Genomic DNA, 23,579 nt, shown 5'->3' with positions numbered 1-23,579 from the left:
GTGGAATAGTGAGATAAGGAAATAGTAAGTAAGAATGAAGATGCTTCGGCCCGCAATAAATACTGCCTCAGTTGCTGCGGCGGTCAAAAGCAATAGTCCGGTGGTCATTCAGAAAGCTGACTGACCGGTAAGGTCCTTCGTTGTTACTACCCGTTGAGAAAAATTTAAGATAGGAGCTACCCTTCAGGCCCGCGGCACAAGGCTCAACCCGGAACGATGTATCAGCACAGATCCTCTTCAACAGCAAAAAACAGTCCTGCTCATTACCCTGATATTTCTCCTTCGGTTATCTGGCCCGATTCAGGAAAGGGTAGGCCACTAATCTGCACAAACTCTGCTTCAACCTCACTGTCAAACGGAAAGTAGAAAGAATAAAATATGCTTAGGCAGAAAGTGGCAAAGCAAGCAAGCAGAATCTGCGTTGCTACAGCCGCCCATCGGTAGTTTTGGGCCCGCAGCCTCCGGGCAAGCCACCACAAGCACCACAAGGCATATAATGGAATAGCGGCAATAACTGCCAAGCACAACAGCAGTAACCCGATGAATACAACTTCCATGCTCTCCTGGCCCTTACCGGCTCAGCCCTGGGAACAGCGCCGCAATGGCCGTAGCCAGGAAGTTCACGCCAATGGCCAGCGTGATAAAGCCCATAATGCGGGCCAGCGCGGCCATACCGGGGCGACCCAGAAAGCGCGTGAGCCGCAGCGAAGACATCAGGATGATATAGGCGGCCAGGGCTACCAGCACGAAGCCGAGGAAAATCAGGGCCATATCCAGGTAGCTCAGCTTTTCCGTGAACAGGCCAATGCACACGGCCATGGAGCCGGGGCCCGAGAGCATGGGCATGGCCAGCGGGGTAAAGCTAATGTCGTCCTTGTGGCGGCTTTCGTCCAGGGTAGCGTCAGACACTTTGCTGCGGTTGCCGCCCGGCGTGAGCAAATCGAAGGCGGAGCGCATGAGCAGGATGCCGCCGGCAATGCGCAAATGGTGAATGTTGATGCCAAAGAAGTTGAGCACGTACTGGCCCGCGAAAAAAGACACGGACAGCACTCCAATCATGTACAGGCAGGCCCGCAGCCCAATGCTGGCCCGGTGGGCGGGCGTGTCCTCTTCCGTCAGGGTCAGGAAGACGGGCATGGCGCTGAAGGGGTTCACCACGGAAAACAGCGTAGTAAACGTGGCAAGCAGAATTTCCATAGGCAGAAAAACACAACGGCAGCGGGTAAAGGTACGAGCCTTTGAGAATCAGCAAACAGGGAAAATGCTATGTTTATAGACTCAACCGCCGTTTCGGGGGGCCGTAGAAGCCAATCCCAGTTAGGTTGATCCTGTTTCTTTGTTTTTTCCTATGCCTACCACGCTTCCCGCCGCTGCGGCGGCCGATGTTCCCGCTCCTCACGATACGCCCCTGGTGGGAATTATCATGGGCTCCCAGTCTGACTTGAAAATTATGTCGGTGGCGGCTGAGCTGCTCCAGCAGTTTGGTATCACCTATGAAATTACCCTGGTGTCGGCCCACCGCACGCCCCACCGGCTGGTAGAGTACGCCGAAACCGCCCGCAAGCGCGGCCTACGCGTGATTATTGCCGGGGGCGGTGGGGCAGCTCACCTGCCCGGCATGGTGGCCTCGTTTACTACCCTGCCCGTAATTGGGGTACCTATCAACTCCACTACTTCCTTTCACGGCCTCGACTCCATTCTTTCCATGCTGCAAATGCCAGCGGGCGTACCCGTGGCAACGGTGGCGCTGGATGGAGCTTCGAATGCGGCTGTGCTGGCCACCCAAATCCTGGCGTTGGGCAACGCACGGCTGGCTGATGTTCTGGAAAAGTATCGGACCTCTCTGAAAGACAAGGTAATGCGCACCATAGAAGAGCTGCGCAAAGGCGGCTTTAATGATGACTGAGCAGTACAGCAACTTTGTTTACCTGCCCTACTCTCCCGCCTGATTCCTCCACGCCTACCTCTCCCCATCCGTGCCTGATCTTGACGTTCCGTTTTGGCTCCAGCTAGCCCACGGATTCACCTTTTTCCTCGTAGTAGCCGCGTTAATTGCTACCGTGCTACCGCTTCTACGCCAAACGGCCTGGTGGATCCGCATATTCGACTTTCCCCGCTTACAGATTGTGGGAGTACTAGGGCTGGTGCTGGCTGCGGGACTGGTGCTGGAATGGCACCGCCCAACCGATGGCACATACTGGGGCCCGGCTACCCTGCTTGTGCTGGTGGTTGCCATCGGGTACCAATCGTTTCGAATTGTGCCTTACACCCGACTGGTAAAAAAGCAGGTGGAGGATAGCACGCTTAAAGACGGCCGGCGCCACCTGAGTCTGACCATGATGAACGTGCTGCAGTACAATAAACAGGGTAAAAAAGCCCTGCAAGTGCTGCAAAAAGCCGATTCGGACCTGATTATGGCCGTAGAAACCGACGCTTGGTGGCTGGAGCAGCTTAAGCCTCTGGAAGACACGCACCCCTATACCTGCCACGAGCCTCTGGACAATACCTACGGCCTGCTGTTCTTCTCGCGGCTACCCCTGCACGAGTGCGAAATCAAGTACTTGCTGGACGACGACGTGCCTTCGGTGCACGCCGTGGTTGGTCTGGCGGATGGCCATACCAAGGTGCGCATATACGGCCTGCACCCCAAGCCGCCCGCGCCGGCCGAAGCCAAAACCAGCACCAAGCGCGACGCCGAGCTGCTGTTGGTTGACAAAACCATCGACCAGAAAGACGAGCCCACCATCGTGTTCGGAGATATGAATGACGTAGCTTGGTCGCACACCTCAGAGCTGTTCCGTCGCATCAGCGGCCTGCTCGATCCGCGGGTGGGCCGCGGGCTGCTACCCACCTTCCACGCCGAGTACTCCCTGATGCGCTGGCCCCTGGACCACGTATTCGTCTCACCCCACTTCAAGGTCGATGACATGGAGCGCCTACCCTACGTGGGCTCCGACCATTTCCCGATTTATATCAAGCTCAGCTACGAGCCCCACGACAAAGAGAAACAAGAGCAAAACGGCGAGCAAGCCGACGTGGAGGACCACCAGGAAGCCGTAGAGAAAATTCAGGAAGGGTTCGAGGAAGAGGATGAGGAAGAGCAGGCAGAGGCCACCGACCCAGACCGCAAAAAGGAACTCACTACCTAAAACCAGCAAAAAAAGGCCGAGGCAACACTGCCTCGGCCTTTTTTTGCTGACTGGTTAGTAGAAAGAGTGGATGGCAAACCTAAAGTCGGTCAGCACAAAATTTTTCGCACGCTGATGTCTGGTTTGCTACTATCACATCAGCACGCTCTATGCTTTGGCTTCGCTCTGAATGGTGAGGTTGTTTGCTTGCTCTGGCTGAACACTCACCCCGGCTCTGCTCTGCTACAAGTCTTCATACAACCATGCCATTTGGTGGCGGCTGACGCTAGCGGGCAGCCACCGCATGAGGGTGTTGCGCAGCTTTCCAAGCAGTGGATTCTCCAACTGCCCTACCCGGCCCAGCAGCCAGGAGGTTTGGATAATGCGCGTGGTGCGCGCCCGGCGCCGTAGTTCGAACCGGCGGAAAGCCTGGGGTATATCGGGTGTTTCGGTGAGGCATTGTGCTAGTACGGCGGCATCTTCCACGGCCATGCCGGCACCCTGGCCCAAGTTAGGGGTGGTGGCGTGGGCCGCGTCGCCGAGTAGCAGCACCCGGCCGTAGGCAAAGTGGGAGAGGGGCCGTAGGTCCAGAATATCGTTCCAGATTAGCTGCTCGTTGCGCGTGCGGGCCAGTAGCTCGGGCACCGGAGCGTGAAAGCCGGCAAACTCACGCTGCAGGTCGGCCACCTGATAGGCCCGAAACCGTGGATTCTGCGGCTGGGGGCTATTCAGGCAGGCAAACCAGTACACCTGGCCGCCGCCCACGGGCACGTACCCGAACCGCCGACCCCGCTCGCCCCAGGTTTCACCCGATTCGCCCGCGGGCAGTTGCAAGGCGCGGGCATCCACCACGGCGCGCCAGCAGGTGTAGCCCGCGTAGCGTGGTGCTACGCCAGGTAGAAGCTGGCCGCGCACATGCGAGCGAATGCCGTCGGCCCCAATTAACGCATCTGTTTGTACTGACCGCCCATTGGTGAAGTGTACCTGCAGGCCAGTGCCGCTAACGTCAAAGCGTACAAACGGGTAGCCAAGGTGCACGATACCGGGAGGAAGTTGCTCCAGTAACGTCCGCTGCAGCGTAGCCCGGTGAATGCCTAAGTTATCAACCCCTAGTGCAGCCGTGAAAGCCGTGGTGTCGGCGGCCTGGAGCAAGCGGCCGTGCTGGTCGAGCAGGTTCAGGTGGGTAACCGGGGAGCCGTGGGCCTGCACGGCCGCGTGCAAGCCCAGTTGTTGCAGTGCCCGCATGGCGTTGGCGCCCAGTACTACGCCCGCGCCTACCTCGCGTAGCTCGGCGGCAGCTTCATACACCCGTACCGTATGGCCCTGCTGCAGGAGGGCGCGGGCCACGCTTAGCCCGCCAATACCCGCCCCAATTATCGAAAAATCCGCCATGCTATCTGTGGTTTTGCTCTAGTCAGAACGATGTGGCAAGGTAGGCTTTACTGAAAAAAATGCCCCTACGGTTCTGCTGGGCGAATTTCGTGTCATATTATTGATTAACTAGTCCCTGGTATGGCGAGCCCGCGCCTGCCTCCTTCCTCCGCCCCGTTCTGCTGCCCTTTCCATGTCTCACTCCCCCGTGCATCCTCCATTGCGGCTGTACTTCGAAAATTCGGTTGGCCGTTTATTAGAACATCCCGATGGCTACTTAGTAGTTCAGTACAATGCCAGCAAGCGCAAGTTGGAAGACCTGAAAACTTTCCTGACTCAAGCCAGCACCTTGCTGCGGCAGCGAGGTTGGCACAAATTGCTCGGCGACCAACGAATAATGGCGGCCTTCACGGAGGCGGAGCGCAACTGGATTACTCAAAACTGGTTAACTAATTCTGCTAATCCGGCGCACCCTTACTACGGCGCCATCCTACTCGCGCACGATGTGTTTGCGCGCTTAGCCATGAACCTGGTAATGAACGAAGCCCGCGAATCGGGTTTGGTATACCGCCTGTTTGAAGACGAGGCCGCGGCTGTAGCTTGGTTGCTGCAAGTGCCCTAAAAGGAAATCCTATTCGCTCATGTTTGGGCTGTAACCGCAGTTCGGGGCATAAAGCTGCGTATTACGGCTAACATCAATTGAGCTAAAACAAAAAGGCCCGAAGCTATTGCTTCGGGCCTTTTTGTTTCTCACGCAAGCTGGAATTACTTGCCTACTTCCTCATAGTCTACGTCCGTCACGTTATCGTGAGGCTGGCCTTGCTGACCGTTGCCGCCGGGCTGACCGGCACCACCGAAGGGGTTACCGCCGTCAGCGCCGGGCTGACCTTCAGCGCCACCTTGGGTAGCGGCGTACATTTCCTGCGAGGCTGCCTGCCAAGCCGCGTTGATGGCTTCCATGGAAGTATCAATAGCGCCGAGGTCTTTGCTCTCGTGGGCTTTCTTGAGGTCAGCCAGGGCATTCTCAACGGCCGTTTTGTTGCCGGCGCTGAGCTTGTCGCCGTACTCTTTCAACTGCTTTTCCGTCTGGAAAATCATCGAGTCAGCGGCGTTGATCTTGCCGATACGCTCCGTTTCAGCTTTGTCGGCTTCGGCGTTGGCGGCGGCTTCATTGCGCATGCGCTCAATGTCAGCATCCGTCAGGCCCGAGGAGGCCTCGATGCGGATCTTCTGCTCTTTGCCGGTGCCTTTGTCCTTGGCCGACACGTGCAGAATGCCGTTGGCGTCGATGTCGAAGGTTACTTCGATTTGCGGAACGCCGCGGGGCGCTGGCGGAATCGAGTCGAGGTGGAAGCGGCCAATGGTGCGGTTCTGCGAAGCCAGCGGACGCTCGCCCTGCAATACGTGAATCTCTACCGAAGGCTGGTTATCGGAAGCCGTCGAGAAAGTCTCGGACTTCTTAGTCGGAATCGTGGTGTTCGACTCAATGAGCTTGGTCATTACGCCACCCATCGTCTCGATACCCAGCGAAAGCGGGGTTACGTCGAGCAGGAGTACGTCCTTCACCTCACCGGTCAGTACACCACCCTGGATGGCAGCGCCCACGGCTACTACCTCGTCGGGGTTCACGCCCTTCGAAGGCTTCTTGCCAAAGAACTTCTCTACCTCCTCCTGAATGCGCGGAATACGGGTCGAGCCACCTACCAGGATTACTTCGTCGATGTCGGAAGTGCTCAGGCCAGCGTCTTGCAGGGCCTTTTTGCAGGGCTCCATCGAGCGGCGTACCAGGTTGTCGGCCAGCTGCTCAAACTTCGCACGGCTCAGCTTTACTACCAAGTGCTTCGGACCCGAGGCGGTAGCCGTTACGTAGGGCAGGTTGATTTCCGTTTCGGTCGAAGACGACAGCTCTACTTTGGCTTTCTCCGCGGCTTCTTTCAGGCGCTGCAGAGCCATGGCATCTTTGCGCAGGTCCAGGCCTTCGTTCTCGCTGGCGAAAGTCTCGGCCAGGAAGTTGATAATTACCTGGTCGAAATCGTCGCCACCGAGGTGGGTGTCACCGTTGGTGCTCAGCACTTCAAACACGCCGTCGCCGAGCTCCAGAATCGAGATGTCGAAAGTACCACCACCGAGGTCGTACACGGCAATCTTTTGGTCTTTGTGCTTTTTATCGAGGCCGTAGGCCAAGGCAGCGGCCGTAGGCTCGTTGATGATGCGCTTCACATCAAGGCCCGCAATGGCACCGGCTTCCTTGGTCGCCTGGCGCTGGGCATCGTTGAAGTAAGCCGGAACCGTAATAACGGCTTCAGTTACCGTGGTGCCGAGGTAGTCTTCGGCGGTCTGCTTCATTTTCTGCAGTACCATGGCCGAAATTTCCTGGGGCGTGTACTGACGGTCGCCGATTTGCACGGCTACCGTGTTATTGGAACCGCGCACCAGCTCGTAGGAAACGTGCTTGGCTTCTTCGGTTACTTCGCCGAAGCTGCGGCCCATGAAGCGCTTAATGGACTGCAGTGTGTTTTTAGGGTTGGTAATGGCCTGACGTTTGGCGGGGTCACCGACTTTCCGTTCGCCTTTACCGTTATCGAGGAACGCCACGATGGAGGGAGTCGTGCGGCGGCCTTCGCTATTCGGAATTACCACCGGCTCGTTGCCTTCCATTACGGCCACGCACGAGTTGGTGGTGCCGAGGTCAATACCGATTATTTTGCCCATGTGAATGGTTATTATGTAGGAGTTGAGGTGTCAGATGATAGGTGCGAATCACTCGCACCGGGGGAATTACAAGACGCGTACCAGCCCCGGAAATGCCCCGTACTCGTGACAGATTGTCATTTTTGGGCAGACAGTAGCATGATTCTGCGACGGTCTGACTTCTACGGGAAAACCAGGGGTAGGATATGCTGACACCGGGGCAGGAGATAAGCGAGGCTCTGCCCGCACGTCATCTTAAACGGAGCCAAGCACCGCGCGAAGTTTCGGCGCCATAATGGACTCGCTCCTTCGGGCATTTTCCTTGGCGTGCAATGTTTTCCGTTTCCTGAGCCTACTACAGGGCTTGTTGTACTTTCCTCTGTAGCTTGGGAAATGGGATATCGACGGCCACAATTCGGCCCGTGCTATCCACGAGCAGATTAGCCGGGATGCCCGTGATGGCAAAACGCCGGATATCCTCCCCGTTCACGCCTTTCAGTTCCGACAAGTGGGGCATCTGCAAGCTGTCCTCCGCAATGGCCTGCACCCATTTGTGGTAGTCGTGGTCCAGCGACACGCCAATCATGCCGAAGCCTTGGCGGTTGTACTGCTGGTAGAGGCGGCGGTACTTGGGCATTTCCATGCGGCAGGGGCCACACCAGCTGGCCCAAAACTCGACCAGCGTTAGGTTATTGCGTTTGAAGAGGTGTTCGACATCCAGCTCTTTGCCCATCGGGGTTTTGCCGGCCAGGCGCCCGACGTAGCTGCCTATAAAGCGCTGGTTGTTCTGGTTGCGGTTTTCGTTTCGGGCGAGCTGCTTGTCCAGGATTCGGCCGTAGAAACTTTGTTGCAACGGCGTAGGCATGGCCTGGTAGTACCGGCGGAAGCGCTCCACCGCAGGCCGGTCATTGCAGTTGTCCAGCATGGCGTAGAGCGACACCACGGAGGCGGGATGTTGCCGGACGAATAAATCAGCCGCTGCGGCCCAATAGCCAGAAACCCGATAATCGAAGCTTTTGACGGAATCCGCCCACTGCTCTATCAGGGCCTTATTGCCGGAGTCGAAGGTTTGGGTGAACTTGGCAGTTACTAGGGCTTTGTCCGTAAAAAACTGGTGCCAGAGGCTGTCCCGCAGCAATAGGTACTGCTCCAGCTCTCTTTGCTGGGGGGCGACCGAGAATACAACCGTATTTTTTAGATAAGTACCCGGGTCAGGTGTTCGATAGAACTTAGTTCGAAGGTTGTATTTCGTGGCTTTGATGTGGATAGAATCGGTTGGCAGATAGAGCTGGACAGAGCCCGATACCGTTTTATCCACTTTATCGAAATAATAAATATGATAGAATCCAGGCTGGGTAATTTTCCCCTGGAATGAAAAACGCCCGTTGCCGTTTGCTACGCTATCGATGGCTTTATAAGTGACGGAATCTTGGAAAAACAGCTTCGCCTGGCACTCTTCACACCCTTCAATGTCGGCGACGATTAGGTAGTCGTATTCTTTTTGCTGCTTCTGCTTGTTTTGGCAACCGCAAAGCAATGCCAGCAAACAGAGTAACAGCCACCCGTTTTTATAGCTATCCATACCACACAGATTAGTCAGCTTTGTCATACACTTGACTTCTAGTTAGAATATCTCTTTGTTAGGGTTATAACTTTATCAAGCCTGCTTTTTAGAGGAGCGGGCAATGTTAGGGCTTGTCAGATAATGCTGCTTTGACGGTCATATTTTGGGTTTGGCCCAGAGCTTTCCAGCGGATAGATGCGCTTGGCACACTTGCTGGTGAGACGAGGAGCAGCCCAACCGAAACCAGAGAAGCTTTCCTTAAGCTTAAGGTAAAATAGATGTGGTAAAATATGCTTAGTAAACTCAAATTCAATGATTCCAGTACCCGTTAAACACTCGATTCCCTAGAGCATGAAAAGCTGCTGGAAACTTTTTTCGGTCGTTTACTGCACGCAGGGTAACAGGAATAGGATGGGCCAGTAGCAGTATTGCTGCTACCTGGAGGCTAAGAAGTCAGCTACCGTCTGTTCCCAGAGTTGCTTGTGCTGCCACCAGTAGGGCTCGTGGCCGGAGCCGGGGAAATCCTGGCGCTGCTTGGGGCCGCGGAGGGCGGCGTAAATAGCGTCGGTTTCCGGGCGGGTTACGCGCGGGTCGGCCGTGCCCCACATGAGCAGGGTCGGGACGGTGACGCGGGCAGCGTAAGCGGTGGCATCGAGGTCAAAAGCCCAGAAGTTGTTTTCGACTCCACCCCAGAACACCAGCAGGTTGGCCATGGGGAAGGGCGGGACGTGCATGGAGCGGAAGCGGCTCTGGGTAGTTTCGAGCATGGAGCCGTAGGGGCATTCCAGCAGGTTGGCGGCGGGACGCACGCCCAGTTCCGCTTCGGCCCGCAGGGTAGCCACCGCGCCCATGGAGTTGGCGTAAATGTACACTGGGCCGGGGCGGCGCTGCAGCCACTGAACTACCGCGGTCACATCGGCGGCTTCGTGGTGGCCCACGGTGCAGACGGTGCCCTCGGAGCCGCCGTTGCCGGCAAAGTCCGTGAGCAGCACGTTGTAGCCGAGGCCGCGGAAGAAACCAGCTTCGGTCAGGAGCTTGCTTTTGGAACTGGTGTAGCCGTGGAATAAGGCTACCGTGCCGCGCGGATTCTTGACCGGGCCATACCACGACTCTAGCTGGCCGTTTGCGCTAGTGAGCCGAATGGTTTGGAAGGGAAAATTAGGCTGGATGCGGTTTACTGGCTTAGGGTTCCGGATGCCCGTGAGCAGCACCCACAGCTTCTGCGGAGCCGAAAGCTGCTCCGGGTTATCCGTGTGGGTGCCTACTGGGGTCGTGAAATGCGTGAAGCGCCAGGCGTGAAAAGCGGCTACGGCATTCATTGCCAACAGCCCCGCCGCTAGCAGCCAAGCAAGCCGACGCCCGCGCTTCAGGCCAATCCGCCGAGCCATTAGCTGCGGCCCGAGCGGCCCCCTGCAGCCCCTGGCTTCCGACCCGCCGTGCCCCGACCCGCCGATTTTGGCCCCGGCTTGCTGCCGGTTTTGCCAGGGGTAGCGCGGCCAGTGCTGGTTTTGCTACCCGCAGGCTTCGGGCTGAACGGGCCGTTGCCACCCGGCCGAGCGCCGCCCCGGGTGCCAGTGGGGCGGGCATTGCTGCCGGGCATTTTGGCGTCGCTCTGACCGCCAAAGCCGCCTCTTTTATACCCCCCGACGCTGTTTTGGCCGGGCTTGGCATCGGCGGGGCGTACCCCACCAGGCCAGTACTCGGAGCCCTTATTCGGTGTTTTGAAGGTGCCGGCCGCCGCGGTTTGGGCAGCCATATCCTCCGTTAAGGCCTGCACTTCGGCTTTGGTCAGCTCGCGCCACTCGCCGGGCTGCAGTTGGTCGAGCTGCAAATCGGCAATGCTGGCGCGCACCAGGCGCAGGGTAGGGTAGCCCACGGCGGCTGTCATCTTGCGCACCTGCCGGTTCATGCCCTGCGAAATCCGGATTTGAACCCAGCTGGTTGGAATGTTGGCCCGGAAGCGCACCGGCTTGCTTCGCTCCCAGAGCTCGGGGACGTCGGGCAGTAACGCTACCTCAGCGGGGGTAGTGAAGCCGGTCTTTAGGTCCACGCCGCGGCGCAGGTTTTCCAGGGCCTCAGCCGTCGGCACGCCTTCTACCTGCACCCAATACGTTTTGGGAACCTTGAAGCGCGGCTCCGAAAGGCGGTGCTGGAGCTGCTTGTCATCGGTGAGCAGCACCAGGCCCTCAGAGTCATAATCCAGCCGCCCGACCGGGTAAATGTTCGGAATGGAGACGAAATCCTTTAGGGTTTTCCGGCCGGTTTCGTCGGTAAACTGGGTCAGAACTTCGTAGGGCTTGTTGAGCAGAATGTAGCGCATGGAAGAGCATGAGCCTTCCAGCTCACGTAAAAGCAATAAAAAAAGGTTGTCCCGACGGGGCCGGAGGCCGGAATACTCCTAGGAGCTTCTGCCAGCTTCCGGCCCGGCCAGGACGACAAAGGTACGCCTTACTTCTGCAGCCGCCGGCGCCGAATGCTCTCGGCCATAAGAATTCGCACGTCGCCGCTGGGGCGCACCACAAATTCGCCACTGTCGCGCACCGAAACGCCGTCGCGCATTTCGTCGCGGTAGTCGTGGTGAACCAGAATGCCGATCCGTGCGGTGTCGGCGGGGGTAGGAGCGGGCGGGGCCGGCTGGCCGTTGATCTGGGCCATTTCAGCCAGGTACAGCAGGGAGTCGCGCTTGGTATAAGGACGCAGTTTAAACTTGCCCGGGAAGTAGTTCTTAGGATCAGAAACGCGGTTACGCACAAAGTCCTGCACCGCTAGCTCCGTTTTCTGTTCGGTGGTTTTGGTACAGCTCGTAAGAAACAGCCCTGCGCAGAGCAGAGCAAGAGAGAAAGGCTTCATGGGAAAAACAGGGTTGATCGGCGGGAGTGGAGCAGTACATGACACGGCCCTGGCGGCTTCAGTTCCGGCCAGGATAAACCAGGGGGCTACACGCCGCCGGAATATTTGCGGGTAGCCCATTCTACCGTCACCAGTCCCAGTAGCACAAAAAACAGCCACTTCAGGTTAATCAGGTCTTTGAGCTCCTCCTGCTCGTAAATGACGGGCTTGTACTGGGCTTTGCGGATGTCCTGGGCCAGCTGGGTGAACTGGGCGGGGTAGTACAGGCGCTGGCCGCTACGACGAGCCAGCTGGTAGAGCAGGTTGTGGTCGGCGCGCGACTGAAGGGCCTCCAGCTGCTGCTCTTGCACCAGCACCTCGCCCCGGTCTTGTTGGGGCTGGCCCCCGAGGGTAGCGCGGGCCGTGTAGCGGTACAGTCCCGCCGGCAGCGGCCCCAGGTGGAGCGGGGCGCCGTCCTCGGTGGTCGTGTACGTGAAGGTGCGGGTTTGCTGCTGCTCGTTGGTAAGGCTGAGCGTGATTTGCTGGCCGTAAATGCGCTCAAAAATGGCATTATAGGTTTCGGCCCCAAAGGTCACGTCGTCCTGGGAGTTGAAAGCGTCCTGGGTGGGGTACACATCGAGGCGCTTTTTGTTGGCGTTCTGAGTGAGTAGCTGCAGGGTCCGGAGCACCAGTCGGTCGTAGGCTTCGGGCCGGTCGTCGTGCTCCACGGCTTCCTGCAGGCGCCACTGCCAGCTGCCATCGGTGAGCAGGGTAGCCTGGCGCTGGGCCGGTGTGCCCCCGAACACCAGCAGCGGCTTCTGGGTCTTTACGCGGCCTACCTGCTGCCACAGTGCGGCTTCGGCCCCGGCACCCAGCCGAATATCTCCGAAAGGTACCGGCGCGGGCGGGTAGGCGGCAAAGCGGCGCAGGGCATCTTCCTCGAAGGCAAAGCGGGTAAAGGTGGCATTGGGCACGGGCGTTACGGCATCGGTTTGGCCGCCGCGCGGCGTCACGGTCAGGCCCGTACCCAGGGCGTTGTAGGCACCGTAGTCGGTTTGGGCCCCCAGCACATACAGGGCCGGCACCCGGCGGGCTTTCACCTGGGCCAGCACCTCCGCGCCTACCCCGTTTTGGGCGGGCAGCTGGTGCAGAATGGCCACGTCAAAATCCTGGCGCTGCAGGGGGCTGATGCCGGGCAGGTAGGTAGTCAGGTCGAAGTTGTCGTTTTGCAGAATGGCCGCGCGCAGGGCTTTTAGGTCGGGGTGGGGGGCGGCGCCGGCCAGCAGCACCCGCAACTTTCCCTTCACAATATCGAGGTAGGCAAACTTCTGGTTGTTCAGCAGGGTAAACTCGCCGGGCAGCTTTTCCACCACCACCTCGTAGCGGCGCTTGCCCGGGGCAGGAGCCGTAACGAGGAAAGTCGTTTTGGTGCGTCGGCGTCCGGCTAGCAGGGGTACGCGCTTGGTTTGCAGCACGCGGCCATTTTCGCGCAGCAGCACCGTAGCCGACGTGCCGGCTGCGTAGCCATCGTAGCCAATTTCCGCCTCAATGGGAAATAGGTTGCCGCTGAACGCCACGCGGTTATAGGTGAGGGCCGGTACGCTCACGTCCTTTTTCGGCAGGGTGTCACCCACTCCCACGGCGTAAATCGGGAAGCGGTAGTCGGTGTACTGGGGTGCCCGGCCCTGGTTCACGAGCCCATCGGAAAGCAGTACCACGCCCGCCAGGTTCCGGTTCTGGTAGCCTTCGCCGATGGTAGTGAGTAGCCCGTCCAGGTCCGTGGCCGGGGCCCGAAAGCGCACTGAATCGGGCCGGGCTGGGCGGGTAGCACTCGTAAGCGTCTGGGTTTCCACCCGGTAGCCTTGGTCGCGCAGGGCAGTAGCTAGCTGGGTTAGGCCTTGGGTAGCCTGGCGAAGCACCGCAGGCGGCGTAAACAGCCCCACCGACTGCGAATTATCGACGGCCAGCACAAGGGTGGGGGCCTCGGTGGTGGTCGTCGTCGATTTCAGAAAGGGGGAGAGCAGCAGAAAGCACAGAAAGCTCACGACTGCAAAGCGCACAAAGGCCAGGGCGTAGTTCACGGCCCGGCTCCAGGGCGCCTTCGCCGAGTAGAGCAGGGCCGCGTAGCCCGCCCCCACCAGCAGGCACAGCAGGATAAACCAGGGAGAAGCAGATAGTAGCAAAGGCAGAACGATATAGCAACCGCACTAAAGAACCCCGGTCAGCCCCGCATAGTTGCGCGGGGTAGGGTTGGGGCAGGTAGCGAAGGTAGGGAGTTGCGGATAAGTAAGTAGGGTAGAGGTTGCCTACCTTGGGACCTTAAAGATGATAATCGATATGGTATGCAGAAAATAGTGCCTTTTCTATTCGTAGAGGTCCGCGTCTGCTTTGTACCGTTTCCTAAACAGAGTGCTTCCTACCTCAACGCACTGTCACCAACTCCTCACTTTTCAGCATACGGACCGGAGAAATAACCTTTTCGTCCAGGGGAATGTGCTTGCCGTAACGCTCCTTCAGCTTAGCCTGCACGGCGGGGTGGCTCAGGTCAAACTCGCGCAGGGTCTGGAGCGTCCCGATTTCACGGCCGGTGGCTTGCCGGTACATCTTCCAGAGCAGCTCCGAGCAGTAAATCCGCTCATCGGACCAGCCGAAGTAGAGGTCGTAGTTTTTGCCGCGGTACTGCTCGCCGGCGGCTTGCAAGCGCCGGAGGGCATCCGGAGTTAGGACGGTTTCCGCATCGCGGAGGCGTTTTACTACAAATTTGCCCTCCTGACCCCGCGCGGCCCAGGCCGCCAACGAAGTTTCGCTGACGGGTTGGACGGCCTCAAACACGCGCCACGTACCGTTCTTCTTAAACAGGATGCCGCAGTGGCTGTATCCGGAATGGGTAGCCAACTGAATGGCGCGGCTCTGCGCCGATTGGGAGGTCTGGAAAACTAAGTCGCCGTTGTGCAGGCGGTCGGAAATCTGCTGTACTGCCTTCGAAGCAGTCTGCCCTTGCTGGTAGCGGACATACCGGCGGTGCAAGCGGGGGTAGGCTACCAGCGAAACTGTAAGCAGCACAAAAAGCGGTAGCAGAAACCGAGAGTTCATGTTTGAACAGAGTTGGATGCTACCAAGGTAAGCGCCTGATGGATTGGTAGTACGTTAACCAACAACTGCCACTTCCGGCTGTGGCGCGGCCTGATTCCGCCGCCGCAAAACCAGCGCTACGCAAAACAGAATGCCGCCCGCCACCAGCGCCGCCCCTACCCAGTCGGGGGAGGTGTACCCCAGGCCGGCGGCAATAGGCAGGCCGCCCAGGTACGCGCCCAAGGCATTGCCCGTGTTAAAGCCCGATTGGCTCAGGGAAGAAGCCAGCATTTCCGAACCTTTGGCCGAGCGAATCATCAGCATTTGGATAGGCGCGGCCGTTGAGAAAGCCAGCGCCCCCGTGAGCATGGTCATCAGCACCGTTGGGAGCGGGTAGGGCGCGGCCACGGGCACCAGCAGCAGGGATGCCGTCATGGCCGCCAGCAGGAAGGTAGTGGCCCGCAGCGGCGACATCCGGTCGGTGAGCCAACCGCCCAGCAGGTTTCCCAGGGCCATACCCACGCCAGCCAGCACCATCAGAAAGGCTACGGTGCTGGTACCAAACCCGCTTACTTCCGTAAATAACGGCACGATGTAGCTAAACCACGCGAAAAAGCCCCCGTTACCCAGCACCGTAATCCCGATAATCAGCCAGGGCTCTAGTTTGGTAAACGCGTGAAATTCCTTGCGCAGATTGGTTTCCCGGGCCGCTAAGTTGGGCATCAGGCGCTGCACGCTCACCACCGTCAGTAGCGCCACCACCACTATGAGCACAAACGGAATTCGCCAGCTGAAATGATGGCCCAAGTACGTGCCAATGGGCACCCCGATGATGTTGGCGAAGGTGAGGCCCGCAAACATGATGGAAATGGCCTGGGCTTCCTTGCCCGGCTGCGCCAGGCGGCCCGCCACCACGGCGCCTACCCCAAAGAACGCCCCGTGCGGCAGCCCCGAAACAAAGCGCGTCAGCAGCATCAGGTGGTACGACGAGGCCAGCACCGACAGCCCATTGCCAACGGCAAACAAGGCCATGAGCAAGGCCAGAATTTTGCGTGGGGGCAGCTTGCCGGTGAGGGCCACCAGCAGCGGCGCCCCCACCACTACCCCCAGGGCGTAGGCCGAAATGAAGTGGCCGGCATCGGGAATGCTGATGCGCATGGCGCGGGCAATATCGGGCAGAATGCCCATCATGACGAACTCAGTCATGCCAATGCCGAACCCACCCAGCATGAGAGGGAGTAATACAAGTTTCGATTTCATAGCAGGGGTAGGAGGCAGCGGCGTGCGCAACAAAAAACGTGTCGGGCTAACCGGCCCGCTTCGCAAGCCCGTACAACCCGACACGTACTGTACTTGTTCAAAAGTAAGCTGCCCTAAGTCAGCATGCCGCCATCCACCTGCAAGACTTGGCCCGTGATGTAAGCCGACTCTTCGGAAGCCAGGAAAGCGGTGGCTTTGGCTACGTCTTCGGGCGTGCCGCCGCGCTTGAGCGGAATGGCTTTGCGCCACTCATCTACCTGCTTCTGGTCGAGGGCATCGGTCATTTCGGTTTCGATAAAGCCGGGCGCAATGGCGTTGCAGCGGATGTTGCGCGAGCCCAACTCCAGCGCCACCGACTTGGTAAAGCCAATGATACCGGCTTTGGAAGCGGCGTAATTAGCCTGGCCGGCGTTGCCCTTAATGCCTACCACGGAGGTCATGTTCACGATGCTGCCCGTTTTGGCGCGCATCATGGGCTTGGTGGCGGCTTTGGTGAGGTTGAACACCGATTTCAGGTTTACGGCCAGCACCTGGTCCCACTGCTGCTCGCTCATGCGCATGAGCAGTCCATCCTGCGTGATGCCGGCGTTGTTGACCAGAATATCCAGCTTGCCAAACTCGGCCACTACCTCATCCACCAGTTTCTCGGCTTCGGCGTAAATGGACGCGTCGGAGCGGAAGCCTTTCACTTTGGTGCCGTGGGCGGAAAGCTCCTGCTCCAGCTGCTGGCCTTTTTCCACGCTGGAAAGGTAGGTGAAGGCTACCTGGGCGCCCTGCTGGGCAAAATACACCGCAATGGCGCGGCCAATTCCTTTGGAAGCGCCCGTAATCAGGGCCACTTTCCCGTCAAGCTGTTTTGTCATGCCGGCGAAGATAGGAATAGAAGCTGGTAGCTTCTCCAACTGAAAATCCGAAAGCAACAAACCCGTAAGGTGCGTAGCTTGCGCCGGCTTTGCTTGCCCTGAAAGAAGAATAAGCAGCCACTAGCTAACTGCTAACCGCTCAGAATGACCGATATCTGTATCCTGGGAGCCGGTCCTGGCGGCGCCACGGCCGCCCTGCACCTGGCCAATGCCGGCCACCGCTGCCTGCTCCTCGACCGCGCCACGTTTCCCCGCGACAAAGTGTGCGGTGATGCTCTAAGTGGCAAAGTTATCAACGAGTTGCGCCGGATTGGGGAGGCGCTGCCCGCCCGCCTAGCTGCCGAGCCGATTCAGCTGCCCAGCTGGGGTATCGATTTTTACGCCCCCAACGGCCGCCGCCTAGCCGTACCCTTCAAACCGAAATACAACCCTGCTCAGGACCAGGCCGCCGGCCACATCAGCAAGCGCCTGCACTTCGATAACTTTCTGATTGAAGAAGTTCGTCGGCACCCGGAAATTGACTTCCGCGAAAACGTAGACGTAGCCCGCCACGAGCAATTGCCGGATGGGCGTTGGCGCCTGCTAGCCGCCGATGGTCAGGAAATTGCCGTAGCAAAACTGCTGCTGGTTGCCAACGGGGCCCAATCCAGCTTTGCCCGCCAGGTTGGGGGCCATGAGCTGGAGCCTGCCCACCACTGCGCCGGCCTACGGGCCTACTACCGGGGCGTCACGGGCCTGCACCCCGATAACTTTATCGAGCTCCACTTCATCAAGGATTTTCTGCCGGGCTACCTCTGGGTTTTCCCTCTGCCCAATGGCGAGGCCAATGTGGGGGTAGGCATGCTCACCGAAGCGGTTTCAAAGAAAAAGGTGAAGCTGCGCGAGCGGCTGGAGGAAATGCTGCGTACTCACCCCGCCCTGAAAGACCGGTTTGCCGGCGCCGAGAGGCTCGGGCCAGTGCGCGGGTTCGGGCTGCCTCTGGGCTCCCGCCGCCGTCCGCTTTCCGGTTCCGGCTACCTGCTGCTCGGCGACGCCGGCTCCCTCATCGACCCGTTTTCCGGGGAAGGCATTAGCCACGCCATGGTATCGGGGCGCCACGCCGCCGACTGGGCCGGCCGGGCTCTGGCGGCGCAAAACTTCACCGCAGACTTCCTGAAGGGCTACGACGCGGCCGTGTACAACCGCTTGTGGCAGGAACTGCGGCTTAGCCGGGGCATGCAGCACCTACTGAATTACCCCTGGCTGTTCAACTTCGTGGCCAACCGCGCCGCCAACAACCCCACCCTGGCCGAAACCATCAGCAACATGTTTCTTGACCTGGACCTGCGCGAAAGGCTCCGCCAACCTAGCTTTTACGTGAAGCTACTGTTAGGACGGTGAGAAGGGAAAGGAGGGGGTGAGGGTAGGAAATAAGGTCAAAGCAAAGCCAGAGCATCCGCACAAACCCGCCCGTCAACCTGAGCCAAGCCAAGGCCCTTATCACGTCAAAACGGCTGTCGTTCTAACGTGACAAGGGCCTTCGCTCTCTTCCGGATGACGGGCGGATTTACTTCACTCAGTCGCTAAATGACTTAGCTACTACCTCACTACTTCCCAGCGTAGCGGCGTAAGCTCTTTTCCGCCTCTGGGTTGAGCTGGGTAGCTTTTTCCAGGTCGGCTTTGGCTTCGGCGGGCTTGTTGATGGATGCGTAGCTAATGCCCCGGTACTCGTAGGCATCGGCGTAAGAGGGGTCGATGCTGATGGCCTTGGTGAAGTCCGGAATAGCGCTTTTGAAGTTGAACATCTGCATTTTAGCAGCTCCGCGGCCGAAATACGCTTCCTTATCCTGGGGATTGTATTTCACGGCCTTGCCAAAGTCCACGATGGCAGCGCTGTACTCCTTGAGCTTGAGGCGGTTGAGGCCCCGGTTGTAATAAGCCTCCGCGTTGGTGGGCTTCAGCCGCAACGCCGCGTTATAGTCGGTTACGGCTTCGCGGTAGTCTTTCAGGTGGCTCTTGGCCTTGGCGCGGGCCAGCAGGGCGTCAAAGTCGCGGGGCTTGGCCTTGAGCGCCACGTCCGCCGTCCGGATATCGGCCCGGTAATCGGCGTTGCTTTTGCGGGCGGCGGGCTCTACCGGCAGGGGCGGGGTAGGGGCCACGGAAGCCGTAGCAGTTACCCCGGCCGCGGGCCGCGCGGCCGAGTCGGCGGCTTGGGCCACGGAGGTTTCGCGGGCCACATTGCGGGCCGCGGAAGTAGGGCGCTCTACCTCCGTGGTAGTGCGGGCGCAATCCGTCAGAAAAAGCAACGTAAGACAGGTTGCCAGAGAAAGTATGGGTGCCTTCATAAGAGAAATTCAGGAGAAAAAGCAAGCGGCAAAAATACCGCCAAACGAAGTTTGGGCCCTTGTACGCGCCGCCCTCAGCAATGGCCATGACTAGCCCCAAAATTTTGTCGGGCACTGGCCAGCGCCTGCGTGAGCGGGCAACGTGGCGGAGTAGCGCGGCCTGCCTATCTTTGCCGGGCTACCTGCCCGCCTGATGCGGCAGTGGCCCTTCTTTCTTAACCTTCAACCGAACACAACATGGCATTGCAATACGACCTGGTCGTTATCGGCAGCGGCCCCGGCGGCTACGTAGCCGCTATCCGGGCTTCGCAGCTGGGCTTGAAAGTAGGCGTGGTAGAGCGGGAGTCGCTCGGCGGCATCTGCCTCAACTGGGGCTGCATTCCCACCAAAGCCCTGCTCAAGAGCGCCCAGGTATTTGAGTACCTCAACCACGCCGGCGACTACGGTCTGAAGGCGGAAGGCGTTGGCTACGATTTCGGCGCCGTAATTCAGCGCAGCCGGGGCGTGGCCGACGGCATGAGCAAGGGCATCAACTTCCTGTTCAAGAAGAATAAAATCGACGTGGTATCGGGTACCGGCAAGCTGCTGGCCCCCGGCAAGGTAGAGGTAACCAAGGCCGACGGCGGCAAGGAAACCGTGGAAGCCAAGTCCATTATCCTGGCCACCGGCGCCCGCTCGCGCGAGCTGCCCGCCTTGCCCATCGACGGCAAAAAAATCATTGGGTACCGCCAGGCCATGGTGCTGCCGGCCCTGCCCAAGCGCCTCGTGGTAGTAGGTTCCGGTGCCATCGGCGTCGAGTTTGCCTACTTCTACCGCACCATGGGCTCCGAGGTAACGGTGGTAGAATACCTGCCCCGCATCGTGCCCGTGGAAGACGAGGAAGTATCGCGCCAGATGGAGAAATCCTTCAAGAAAATTGGTGTCAACGTGCTGACCAGCGCGGAAGTAACCAAGGTGGATACGACCGGCGAAGGCTGCAACGTGACCATTAAAACGGCCAAAGGCGAGCAGCAAATTGCCTGCGACGTAGTGCTGAGCGCCGCCGGGGTAGTAACCAACCTCGAAAACCTGGGCCTGGAAGAACTGGGCATTAAGGTGGAGAAAGGCCGCGTCATCGTGGACGACTACTACCAGACCAACGTGCCCGGCATCTTCGCCATCGGCGACATTGTGCCCGGCCCGGCGCTGGCGCACGTCGCTTCGGCGGAAGGAATTATCTGCGTTGAGAAAATTGCCGGTCACCACCCCGAGCCGCTTAACTACCAGAACATTCCCGGCTGCACCTACGCCTCGCCGGAAATTGCCTCGGTAGGCCTCACCGAAGAAGAAGCCAAAAAGCAGGGTTACGACATTCTGGTGGGCAAATTCCCCTTCTCGGCCTCCGGCAAAGCCTCCGCGGGCGGCGTTAAGGACGGCTTCGTGAAGGTGATTTTCGACAAGAAGTACGGCGAGTGGCTGGGCGCCCACATGATTGGCTCCAACGTAACCGAAATGATTGCCGAAGTGGTAGTAGCACGCAAGCTCGAAACCACCGGCCACGAAATCATCAAGGCCGTGCACCCGCACCCCACCATGTCGGAGGCCGTGATGGAGGCCGCCGCGGCTGCCTACGGCGAGGTGATTCACCTGTAAAAATTGGTGGCGTAGGCTACCTAAAAAGCCCTGCTCAGCCTTTGAGCGGGGCTTTTGCTTTACCTCCGTACTTCTCGACCGACCCGCTATTATTCTGCTATTATGAAATGGCTACCCTCCTTTGTTAAGTTGTTTTCGCTGTTTATCCTGGGCTTTGTGCTCCAGATTGCCGGCTCAATTGGCATGATTCGGGGCGAGGTGATGTCCTCGGATACGGGTGTTTTTGCTAGTGTCCGGCTGTTGGGTTTGTTGCTGATGGTGGTTGCTCTCCTTCTTATCGGGCTCAAGTTCTTTTCCCGGCTAGATCAGAAATCGTAGATCAACTGTAAGCCAAAAACCCAACTACCCCGGCCATGCTGGCCGGGGTAGTTGGGTTTTTGGCTTACACGTACTTTGCAGTAAGGCTACTGTTGGGCGCGGTATTTTCCCTTGATGAAGTCCAGCATATCCCGGCCGTGCTCTTCGGTTTTAGTGGCTTCTTGCTTCCATAACGCCTCAACCAGCAGCAGCAGCAGCTCGGTTTCTTTGTCGGGGTCAGCGTAGCTCAGCTTTTTGAATGCCTCCCGAAGCAGGGCGGGTACGGGTTTCATAAACCGCTCGTGCTGCTGGCGGGCCATTTCCGAGTCGGCCAGGCGGTACTGGAGCTTCCAGAAGTGGGGCTCGGCCTGCACCAGCTTAAAGGGCAATTCAATAACGCTGTAAATAAACGCCAGCGGATCAGGCTCGGCCAAGCCGCCGCGGTTATCCTCTATAATGCGCTTGTAGCCATTGCGGATAACGAATTCCAGGAGTTGGTCTTTCGAGCCGAAGTGCTTGAAAATAAGCGCTTCTGAAACGCCCGCCGCCTTGGCAATCAGCTGCGTGGAGGTATTCTCAAAGCCTTTTTCCCCAAATAGCTGCAATGCTATTTCTGCAATGTGCTGTTTGCGGTTAGTCATAGACAGACAAGTTCAATGTGATGGCACTACGCCGCGTAGTCTTTCTTTCTACTACTAGTAGGAACACTGCAAGTTCGGTCTATGCGAGCTAAAACGCGCTATTTTTTTTAGAAACGGTGTTTTTAAGTCCGCGTTGCCGGTTGCTGAACTCGGCTAAAAACAGAAGCCGGCCGATTTGGGAGCACCAAATCGGCCGGCTACGTGGGATTCAAAAACCTGCGAGCGGCGAGGCCGGGGGCAGGGCCGCGCGGTTCTTGAAGGATTCCGGATGAGGGTGGGAGTACATCCGGGTAAACGGGGCGTGGGAATTGCCTATCGAACAATTAGTGGGAATCGCTGTCTGATAGTGAGAGCAATATTAAGCAGAATTTCTGAAACTAGTAAGTAGTAGCTCACTTTTTTATTGTAAGTAATCACTCACCTTAATGATTTTACTCTGCAAACAATTGACAGTATGAGTTTTATACAATATGTTTAAAATTTTGTCATGGCTTCTAAAGCCTTAAGTCGAGTACCTCTTCTGCTTCCAATTGGTTGTTTGGTGAGAAAGTAAAGGTTTCAACCGGGTAGCTGTCTTCAACCCTAAAGTATTCTTGGCGGCTGGTTAGCGCATGCGGGTATTCTCTTTGAACCGGTCTACTTTCGCTTGAATTTCGGCCAGCCCGAGGTTGTGCACGCTACCTAGGTGCGTCGTGTGAAAGTCCTTGTGGGGCACGTAGCTGCCTTCTTCCACAGCTTGGCCCACCTGCTTGTAGGCGGTGCGGAACGGGGTGCCGGCTTGTATAAGCTGGTTGATATTCTCCACGGTGAACACGGCGTCGTATTTCTCCTGGTTCAGCAGGTTGGGCTTGATGCGCAGCTGGGGTAAGGCAAACAGCACAATGTCGAGAATGTCCAGAAATTGCGTCATGGGCTCGAAGAGTAGCTCCTTCAGAATCTGGAAGTCGCGGTGGTAGCCGCTGGGTAGGTTGCTGGTGGCCAGCATTAGCGTGTTGGGCAGGGCCTGCAAGGCGTTGCAGCGGGCCCGAATCAGCTCAAACACGTCGGGGTTTTTCTTGTGGGGCATAATGCTGGAGCCGGTGGTAAAAGCTGCCGGCAGCTCCACAAACGCCATGTCCTGCCCGTTGTAGAGCACCAGGTCGTAGGCCATTTTGGCCAGGGTAGCGGCCATGCCTGCCAACGCAAACGCCACCGTTTTTTCCGTTTTGCCCCGCAGCATCTGGGCGCCCACGCTGCTCACGGCCAGATTACCGAAGCCCATTTCCCGCGTAGTCTGAAGTCGGTCGATGGGAAAGGAGCTGCCGAAGCCCGCGCCCGAGCCCAGCGGGTTTTGGTCGGCCACGGCGTGGGCCGCCTCGAACAAGGCCAGGTCCAGCAATAGGTGCTCCGCGTAAGCCGAAAACCACAGCCCAAAGGAGCTGGGCATGGCGGCCTGGAAGTGGGTGTAGCCCGGCATCAGGTCGGCTTGGTGGGTTTCGGCTTTCTGCAGCAGCACCTGCACCAGCTCCAACGTTTTGGCGGTAGCGCGCGCGGTGTAGTCCTTCAGAAACAGCTGAATAGCCGTGAGCACTTGGTCGTTGCGGGAGCGGGCCGTGTGAATTTTCTTGCCCGCGTCACCGAACTTCTCCGTCAGGTAGTACTCAATTTTGGAATGTACATCCTCAAAGTCTTCCTCGATGAGAAAGGTACCGTCTTCAATTTGCGCGGCCAGCTCCGTCAGGCCCTGCTGCAGCTGCTGGTTTTCCGCTTCGGAAAGCAGACCGGCCCGGGCCAGCATGTTAGCCTGGGCTTTGGAAGCCTGCACGTCGAATTGCGCCAGGTACCTATCCAGTTCCCGGTCGCGGCCCACGGTAAATTGTTCAATCTTTTTATCGACGGCAATGCCCTTATCCCAGATTTTCATGTCG

General features: G+C 58.4%; 20 protein-coding genes. 6 read left to right on the top strand and 14 right to left on the bottom strand.

The genetic code is table 11. The annotated features are described in order from the left end of the window. Positions 1 to 570: 570 nt before the first annotated feature. Positions 571 to 1,197 (bottom strand): MarC family protein, encoded by a 627-nt coding sequence (locus tag IEW18_RS05445; RefSeq protein WP_188556802.1) that lies wholly within the window; start codon positions 1,195 to 1,197, stop codon positions 571 to 573. A 151-nt stretch (positions 1,198 to 1,348) separates the two neighbouring features. Here IEW18_RS05445 and purE point away from each other — a divergent pair, with 151 nt between their 5' ends. Continuing rightward, entirely contained in the window at positions 1,349 to 1,906 is a 558-nt protein-coding gene (gene purE / locus IEW18_RS05440; protein WP_188556801.1) for a 5-(carboxyamino)imidazole ribonucleotide mutase, read from the top strand. A gap of 70 nt (positions 1,907 to 1,976) precedes the next feature. Next, positions 1,977 to 3,149, top strand: coding sequence for an endonuclease/exonuclease/phosphatase family protein (locus IEW18_RS05435; protein WP_188556800.1), 1,173 nt, complete (start codon positions 1,977 to 1,979; stop codon positions 3,147 to 3,149). A 222-nt stretch (positions 3,150 to 3,371) separates the two neighbouring features. Here the strand turns inward: IEW18_RS05435 and IEW18_RS05430 are convergent, their stop codons facing one another. Further along, entirely contained in the window at positions 3,372 to 4,520 is a 1,149-nt protein-coding gene (locus IEW18_RS05430; RefSeq protein ID WP_188556799.1) for an FAD-dependent monooxygenase, read from the bottom strand. A gap of 172 nt (positions 4,521 to 4,692) precedes the next feature. On the opposite strand from IEW18_RS05430, the gene IEW18_RS05425 reads away from it, so the two are divergent. Then, the gene (locus IEW18_RS05425; RefSeq protein ID WP_188556798.1) at positions 4,693 to 5,121 is read left to right on the top strand and encodes a hypothetical protein; all 429 of its coding nucleotides are present in this window, start codon (positions 4,693 to 4,695) and stop codon (positions 5,119 to 5,121) included. A 143-nt stretch (positions 5,122 to 5,264) separates the two neighbouring features. Here IEW18_RS05425 and dnaK read toward each other — a convergent pair whose 3' ends face one another. The 9 genes from dnaK to fabG form a co-directional block, all read right to left on the bottom strand. Next, on the bottom strand, positions 5,265 to 7,211 hold the full coding sequence (dnaK, locus tag IEW18_RS05420) for a molecular chaperone DnaK (protein WP_188556797.1): 1,947 nt from the start codon (positions 7,209 to 7,211) through the stop codon (positions 5,265 to 5,267). A gap of 334 nt (positions 7,212 to 7,545) precedes the next feature. Then, positions 7,546 to 8,772, bottom strand: coding sequence for a TlpA disulfide reductase family protein (locus IEW18_RS05415; protein ID WP_188556796.1), 1,227 nt, complete (start codon positions 8,770 to 8,772; stop codon positions 7,546 to 7,548). A 416-nt stretch (positions 8,773 to 9,188) separates the two neighbouring features. Next, a complete protein-coding gene (locus IEW18_RS05410; protein WP_188556795.1) occupies positions 9,189 to 10,142 on the bottom strand; it encodes an alpha/beta hydrolase in 954 nt (317 codons plus the stop codon). After that, complete coding sequence (locus tag IEW18_RS05405; protein WP_188556794.1) at positions 10,142 to 11,074, bottom strand: pseudouridine synthase; 933 nt, start codon at positions 11,072 to 11,074, stop codon at positions 10,142 to 10,144. The genes IEW18_RS05410 and IEW18_RS05405 overlap by 1 nt, the downstream gene beginning before the upstream one ends. 128 nt (positions 11,075 to 11,202) lie before the next feature. Beyond that, the gene (locus IEW18_RS05400; protein WP_188556793.1) at positions 11,203 to 11,604 is read right to left on the bottom strand and encodes a hypothetical protein; all 402 of its coding nucleotides are present in this window, start codon (positions 11,602 to 11,604) and stop codon (positions 11,203 to 11,205) included. A gap of 86 nt (positions 11,605 to 11,690) precedes the next feature. Further along, on the bottom strand, positions 11,691 to 13,766 hold the full coding sequence (locus IEW18_RS05395) for a VWA domain-containing protein (protein WP_229728605.1): 2,076 nt from the start codon (positions 13,764 to 13,766) through the stop codon (positions 11,691 to 11,693). 238 nt (positions 13,767 to 14,004) lie between these two features. After that, complete coding sequence (locus tag IEW18_RS05390) at positions 14,005 to 14,676, bottom strand: YiiX family permuted papain-like enzyme (RefSeq protein WP_188556792.1); 672 nt, start codon at positions 14,674 to 14,676, stop codon at positions 14,005 to 14,007. Between the two features lie 54 nt (positions 14,677 to 14,730). Then, entirely contained in the window at positions 14,731 to 15,915 is a 1,185-nt protein-coding gene (locus tag IEW18_RS05385; protein ID WP_188556791.1) for an MFS transporter, read from the bottom strand. A 113-nt stretch (positions 15,916 to 16,028) separates the two neighbouring features. After that, on the bottom strand, positions 16,029 to 16,778 hold the full coding sequence (gene fabG / locus IEW18_RS05380; RefSeq protein WP_188556790.1) for a 3-oxoacyl-[acyl-carrier-protein] reductase: 750 nt from the start codon (positions 16,776 to 16,778) through the stop codon (positions 16,029 to 16,031). A 144-nt stretch (positions 16,779 to 16,922) separates the two neighbouring features. On the opposite strand from fabG, the gene IEW18_RS05375 reads away from it, so the two are divergent. Beyond that, positions 16,923 to 18,158 carry an NAD(P)/FAD-dependent oxidoreductase gene (locus tag IEW18_RS05375; protein ID WP_188556789.1) on the top strand — a complete coding sequence of 412 codons (1,236 nt, stop codon included), beginning with the start codon at positions 16,923 to 16,925 and terminating at the stop codon, positions 18,156 to 18,158. Between the two features lie 206 nt (positions 18,159 to 18,364). On the opposite strand, the gene IEW18_RS05370 is transcribed toward IEW18_RS05375, so the two are convergent. Further along, the gene (locus IEW18_RS05370; RefSeq protein WP_188556788.1) at positions 18,365 to 19,102 is read right to left on the bottom strand and encodes a tetratricopeptide repeat protein; all 738 of its coding nucleotides are present in this window, start codon (positions 19,100 to 19,102) and stop codon (positions 18,365 to 18,367) included. Positions 19,103 to 19,339: 237 nt separating this feature from the next. On the opposite strand from IEW18_RS05370, the gene lpdA reads away from it, so the two are divergent. Beyond that, entirely contained in the window at positions 19,340 to 20,734 is a 1,395-nt protein-coding gene (gene lpdA, locus IEW18_RS05365) for a dihydrolipoyl dehydrogenase (protein ID WP_229728604.1), read from the top strand. A gap of 102 nt (positions 20,735 to 20,836) precedes the next feature. Then, positions 20,837 to 21,052, top strand: coding sequence for a hypothetical protein (locus IEW18_RS05360; protein ID WP_188556787.1), 216 nt, complete (start codon positions 20,837 to 20,839; stop codon positions 21,050 to 21,052). Between the two features lie 86 nt (positions 21,053 to 21,138). Here IEW18_RS05360 and IEW18_RS05355 read toward each other — a convergent pair whose 3' ends face one another. Continuing rightward, positions 21,139 to 21,672: a TetR/AcrR family transcriptional regulator gene (locus tag IEW18_RS05355; protein WP_188556786.1), complete on the bottom strand. Its 534-nt coding sequence runs from the start codon at positions 21,670 to 21,672 to the stop codon at positions 21,139 to 21,141. A gap of 604 nt (positions 21,673 to 22,276) precedes the next feature. Continuing rightward, positions 22,277 to 23,575: an argininosuccinate lyase gene (gene argH / locus IEW18_RS05350; protein WP_188556785.1), complete on the bottom strand. Its 1,299-nt coding sequence runs from the start codon at positions 23,573 to 23,575 to the stop codon at positions 22,277 to 22,279. Between the last annotated feature and the right edge of the window lie 4 nt (positions 23,576 to 23,579).

The sequence above is a fragment of the Hymenobacter glacieicola genome (genome assembly GCF_014640315.1).
In the GTDB taxonomy this organism is placed as follows: domain Bacteria; phylum Bacteroidota; class Bacteroidia; order Cytophagales; family Hymenobacteraceae; genus Hymenobacter; species Hymenobacter glacieicola.
This window is presented reverse-complemented; position numbering and strand designations above follow the sequence as displayed.

Bases quoted from the DNA above. Each gene is read 5' to 3' on its own strand.
- fabG (WP_188556790.1), bottom strand. From the start codon at position 16,778: ATGACAAAACAGCTTGACGGGAAAGTGGCCCTGATTACGGGCGCTTCC.
- IEW18_RS05425 (WP_188556798.1), top strand. From the start codon at position 4,693: ATGTCTCACTCCCCCGTGCATCCTCCATTGCGGCTGTACTTCGAAAAT.
- IEW18_RS05415 (WP_188556796.1), bottom strand. From the start codon at position 8,772: ATGGATAGCTATAAAAACGGGTGGCTGTTACTCTGTTTGCTGGCATTG.
- IEW18_RS05360 (WP_188556787.1), top strand. From the start codon at position 20,837: ATGAAATGGCTACCCTCCTTTGTTAAGTTGTTTTCGCTGTTTATCCTG.
- IEW18_RS05385 (WP_188556791.1), bottom strand. From the start codon at position 15,915: ATGAAATCGAAACTTGTATTACTCCCTCTCATGCTGGGTGGGTTCGGC.
- lpdA (WP_229728604.1), top strand. From the start codon at position 19,340: ATGGCATTGCAATACGACCTGGTCGTTATCGGCAGCGGCCCCGGCGGC.
- dnaK (WP_188556797.1), bottom strand. From the start codon at position 7,211: ATGGGCAAAATAATCGGTATTGACCTCGGCACCACCAACTCGTGCGTG.
- IEW18_RS05375 (WP_188556789.1), top strand. From the start codon at position 16,923: ATGACCGATATCTGTATCCTGGGAGCCGGTCCTGGCGGCGCCACGGCC.
- IEW18_RS05390 (WP_188556792.1), bottom strand. From the start codon at position 14,676: ATGAACTCTCGGTTTCTGCTACCGCTTTTTGTGCTGCTTACAGTTTCG.
- IEW18_RS05370 (WP_188556788.1), bottom strand. From the start codon at position 19,102: ATGAAGGCACCCATACTTTCTCTGGCAACCTGTCTTACGTTGCTTTTT.
- IEW18_RS05405 (WP_188556794.1), bottom strand. From the start codon at position 11,074: ATGCGCTACATTCTGCTCAACAAGCCCTACGAAGTTCTGACCCAGTTT.
- IEW18_RS05400 (WP_188556793.1), bottom strand. From the start codon at position 11,604: ATGAAGCCTTTCTCTCTTGCTCTGCTCTGCGCAGGGCTGTTTCTTACG.
- IEW18_RS05410 (WP_188556795.1), bottom strand. From the start codon at position 10,142: ATGGCTCGGCGGATTGGCCTGAAGCGCGGGCGTCGGCTTGCTTGGCTG.
- IEW18_RS05430 (WP_188556799.1), bottom strand. From the start codon at position 4,520: ATGGCGGATTTTTCGATAATTGGGGCGGGTATTGGCGGGCTAAGCGTG.
- IEW18_RS05445 (WP_188556802.1), bottom strand. From the start codon at position 1,197: ATGGAAATTCTGCTTGCCACGTTTACTACGCTGTTTTCCGTGGTGAAC.
- purE (WP_188556801.1), top strand. From the start codon at position 1,349: ATGCCTACCACGCTTCCCGCCGCTGCGGCGGCCGATGTTCCCGCTCCT.
- argH (WP_188556785.1), bottom strand. From the start codon at position 23,575: ATGAAAATCTGGGATAAGGGCATTGCCGTCGATAAAAAGATTGAACAA.
- IEW18_RS05355 (WP_188556786.1), bottom strand. From the start codon at position 21,672: ATGACTAACCGCAAACAGCACATTGCAGAAATAGCATTGCAGCTATTT.